This window comes from Nonomuraea sp. NPDC001684 (assembly GCF_053596515.1).
On the sequence record NZ_JBSFGJ010000634.1, the window covers coordinates 1 to 4,233 of the forward strand.

General features: G+C 67.8%; 3 protein-coding genes. All 3 read left to right on the top strand.

Features of this window, described 5'->3' with window-relative positions; genetic code table 11:
- Nucleotides 1-295: 295 nt before the first annotated feature.
- Nucleotides 296-901: a TetR/AcrR family transcriptional regulator gene (locus ACWCSD_RS48990; protein WP_449926115.1), complete on the top strand. Its 606-nt coding sequence runs from the start codon at nucleotides 296-298 to the stop codon at nucleotides 899-901.
- Between the two features lie 254 nt (nucleotides 902-1,155).
- Entirely contained in the window at nucleotides 1,156-2,478 is a 1,323-nt protein-coding gene (locus tag ACWCSD_RS48995; RefSeq protein ID WP_397164348.1) for an MFS transporter, read from the top strand.
- A gap of 73 nt (nucleotides 2,479-2,551) precedes the next feature.
- Nucleotides 2,552-3,466, top strand: coding sequence for a sugar kinase (locus ACWCSD_RS49000; RefSeq protein WP_449926117.1), 915 nt, complete (start codon nucleotides 2,552-2,554; stop codon nucleotides 3,464-3,466).
- The last annotated feature ends 767 nt before the right edge of the window (nucleotides 3,467-4,233 follow it).

The following is a 4,233-nucleotide window of genomic DNA, read 5'->3' on the forward strand; positions in this document are numbered from 1 at the left end:
GCTCCGCCCCGGTTCACCGCGTAGGCCGCGCCGGCCACCGCGAGGACCATGAGCAGGAGCAGCACAAGCAGGGCTCGCATCAGGATCCGGCGTCTTGGGCGGCGCGGGGCCGTCGCCGGCGCTGTCACTTTGGATGTCGTGGACACGGGGGTGTCTCCCAGTGAGCGGCTGACCATGGATGGATGGCTGGACGGCACGTAAGAGCGGCAGCCGAGGATGCTCTCTCCTCGGATAAGCTGTCCCGAGTTAACGGCCGTTAGATTTCTAACATGTGTTAAGCGCGAGGTCAATTCTGATGCTCACCCGTCACAAGATCCTGGAAGCCGGCCTGGAGGTCCTCGAGGCGGACGGCGCTCACGGGATCAGCATGCGTAAGCTGGCCAAACGTCTCGATGTGACGGCGACGGCGATCTATCACTACTTCGACGGGCGTGAGTCGCTGCTGGAGGCCATCGTGGACGAGGTGTGCAGCAAGATCGTCTCTCAGGCCCCTCGTGAAGGGGGATGGAAGGATCAGCTGCGCGGGCTCATGGCCTCGATGGTCAGGCAGTCGCTGGAGCACCCCAGAGCCTCGGTCTGGTCCATCACCACGTACGCCCGGCGCGCGCCCGTGATGAGCCTCCACGAGGCCATCTTCGGGATCCTCCTGGATGCGGGCTTCCCTCCTGACCAGGCGGATCACGTGAAGGGGGCGGTGCTGCGCGTGTGCGTCGGGCATCTCGTCCTGCACGAGGCCGCCGCGCGGGACTGGACCGAGCTGCCCGCCGACAGGTATCCGCACTATCACGCTGTCGAGGCCGCCCGCCTGCGGGCCGATCAGGTCGAACACTTCAAGTTCGCGCTCGACGCCGTCCTCGCCGGGTTGCCCGACCCCGGCAATGAAGGTGAATCCCCTGCTTGACGGCCTTCGGGTCATGCCCTTGCGCGATGTGGCCGCCCAGTGAAGCCGGTAGCCGCACGAGTTAACGAGTGTTAGAGTTCTGCTCGGCTCCGCATCCAGCCGGGCGGAGTCAGGGGGCGTCCCGACGAGGGGAGGCGTGACCATGGCCGGGGGTTTCCCGCTGGGGGAGGAGGCCGGAGGTGGTTCGAGGCGCGGGCGCGGGGTAAGGCAACCGTTGGCGCGGACGCGGCCCAGGAACGCCTTCGAGGTGCAGCGTGACCGAGAGCAGCAGCGGATTAACGACCGCCGAGCACAGAGCCCAGGTGCGCAAGGCCGCGACGGCCAGCGTGGTCGGCACCGCCATCGAGTGGTACGACTTCTTCCTCTACAACACGGCCGCCGCTGTGGTCTTCGCCGAGGTCTTCTTCCCGAAGTCCACGCCGTACGCGGGCACGCTCGCGGCCTTCGCGACCAACGCCGTGGGCTTCGCGGCCCGGCCCGTGGGTGCGGCGATCTTCGGACATTGGGGCGACCGCATCGGCAGGAAGGCGACCCTCATCGTCACCCTTCTGACGATGGGCGTGGCCAGTGCGCTCATCGGCGTGCTGCCGGGCACCGACAGCATCGGCATCGCCGCGCCGATCATCCTGGTGGTCCTGCGCGTCCTGCAGGGCATCGCGGTGGGCGGCGAGTGGAGCGGGTCGGTGCTGCTGTCGATGGAGTGGGGCGACCAGCGCAGGCGCGGGCTCATGGCGAGCTGGCCGCAGGTGGGCGTGCCCATCGGGCTGATCCTCGGCACCGGCGCGATGTCGCTGCTGGCCGCCACGACGGGCGACACCTTCAAGGACTGGGGGTGGCGGGTGCCGTTCGTGGCCAGCTTGGCGCTGGTGGCGGTCGGCCTATGGGTGCGGCTGAAGGTGCTGGAGACCCCGATGTTCGCGCGGGTGCTGGAACGGCGGCAGGTGGTCAGGCTCCCGGTCGTCGAGGTGCTGCGCAGGCATCCGAAGGAGGTGGTGCTCAGCGCGTTGCTGCGTGTGTCGGAGCAGATGCCGTTCTACCTCTACACGACGTTCGCCATCACGTACGTGACCCAGCAGCTCGGCCTGTCCCGGACGGTCGCGCTGTCGGCGGTGACGTGCGCGGCGGCGGTGGAGTTGATCGCGATCCCGTTCTTCGGGCACCTGAGCGACCGTGTCGGCCGCCGGCTCGTCTACGCGACCGGCGCAGCGCTGTTGGCAGTGGTGGCCTTCCCGTACTTCGTGCTGCTCAACACCGGCGTCGTGCTGGTGGTCTTCCTGACGATCATGATCACGCAGATCCAGCACGCCATGGAGTACGGCCCGCAGGCATCGCTCATCGCCGAGAGCTTCCCGACCAGCCTCAGGTACGGTGGCGCGGGTCTCGGCTATCAGCTCGCCTCGATCATCGCCGGCGGCCCCGCGCCGCTGATCGCGACATGGTTGTTGCACGACTACGGCTGGCAAGCGATTGCGATCTTCATGATCGTCGGTGCGGTGGTCGGGTTCGCCGCCGCGCTGGCTCTGCCCGACCGATCCAGGATCGACATCTCCCAGCCCTCCTCCTACAAGACGACCTGAGTGATCCTTCTCTTGTCCTTCATGACGTGATAGCACCGTTGACGGATCCAGAACGACAGGAGATGGGCGAGTCATGAGCGTCGTGGTGTGCGGTGAGGCCATGCTTCTGATGCTGGCCGAGCCCGGCATCCCGTTGGAGCGTGCCACAGTGTTCCGTCGCTCCATCGCGGGCGCGGAGTCGAACGTGGCCGCGGGGCTTGCCAGACTGGGCCATGACGTGCGCTGGCTCGGCCGGGTCGGCGCTGACCCAGCGGGCCGGGCGGTCCTGTCCATGCTCAGAGCCGAGGGTGTCGACACCCGGCACGCGGTCGTCGACCCCGGTGCGCCGACCGGTCTGCTGGTGCGCGACAGTCATCCCTTCCGGGCCATCGACGTGCAGTACTACCGTTCCGGGGCCGCCGCATCCAGGTTGAGGCCGGACGAGCTGACGCCGGAGATGGTGAACGGTGCGAAGATCGTCCACGTCACGGGCATCACTCCGATGTTGTCGGATTCCGCACACCTGGCGACCCTGCGGCTGCTGGAGCTGGCCGGGCAGGCCGGAGCGCTCGTCTCCATCGACCCGAACATCCGCTACAAGCTGGGCGAACCCGCGGCGTGGCGCGAGCGGGTGGCGCCGCTCCTGTCCAGGGCGGACGTGGTGCTGGCCGGTGAGGACGAACTCGACCTGCTCCACGTCGACCCGGCGACGCTGCCTGGCCTCACCGTGGTCAAGCACCGGGACAAGTCCGCCACGTGCGCAGGGTTGCGGCAGGAGGCGTTCACGGTGCCGGTGGCCGATCCCGTGGGAGCAGGAGACGGCTTCGCCGCCGGGTTCCTGTCGGGGATGTTGCGCGGTGAGTCGTACGAGGTGTGCCTGCGCGAGGCGGCGGCAGTGGCGGCACTCGTCGTCCAGTGCGCGGCCGACACCGACGGCCTTCCGGACCGGCCGGGCCTGGATCGTGCCTTGGCCGCCTTCACGGGGCACGCCGAGACGGTCCATCGATAGCCCGCGAACCAGCCGAAGATTCTCCGCCGCCAAGAGCGCGATCACTACCGAAGAACCGCCACTGCTGATCACTGATTCATCGAAGTCGTTTTTCTACCAACCACGAGCCTGTCGAAGGTGGTCGAGTACGGAGCTCGAGGCCGTCCACGCCGGAGGTTCGTGACGCTGATGCCGGTCTGCTGATGATGTGCATGGCGACGGGGGCTTGCGCTAACTGGCCTCTCGCGCCGTATGAGCCCGTTGAGGACGAGCGAACGTGAATTCCGAGTCTGCTGGAGGGGTTTGTCCGGATGGGTGAGGCCGCCATGTCGGCCGCCTCGATGAACGGGGAATCCGAAGACGGTATGCCGAAGCCGGAGAGCCCGTGGAGGGCTGCTGGTTCGAAGAGGGGGCATGCGGAAAGCGGCCATCGAAGGATGCGAGCCTCGGGCGAAGGGACCTGTTCCAGGTTGAGGCGACTGAAGGACATTTCGACGGTGGACCGGCAAGTGCGGTGGAGGCGGTTTCACCTGAAGGTGGCCATGCGAGAGGTGGTCCGTTCGTGGGGTGGCGAGGTCGGGGCTGGGGCGGTCATGTGAGAGGCGGTCCGTCCGGGAGCCGACGATTTCGGGCGGAGGTGGGCATGCGTGAGGCGGTCCGTGCGTGGGGTGACGAGGTCGGGGCTGGGGCGGGCATGTGAGAGGCGGTCCGTCCGGGAGCCGACGATTTCGGGCGGAGGTGGGCATGCGTGAGGCGGTCCGCTCGTGGGGTGACGAGGTCGGAGCTGA

What these genes read in the sequence shown, in the direction of transcription:
- ACWCSD_RS48990 (WP_449926115.1), top strand. Translation starts at nt 296, where the DNA reads ATGCTCACCCGTCACAAGATCCTGGAAGCCGGCCTGGAGGTCCTCGAG.
- ACWCSD_RS49000 (WP_449926117.1), top strand. Translation starts at nt 2,552, where the DNA reads ATGAGCGTCGTGGTGTGCGGTGAGGCCATGCTTCTGATGCTGGCCGAG.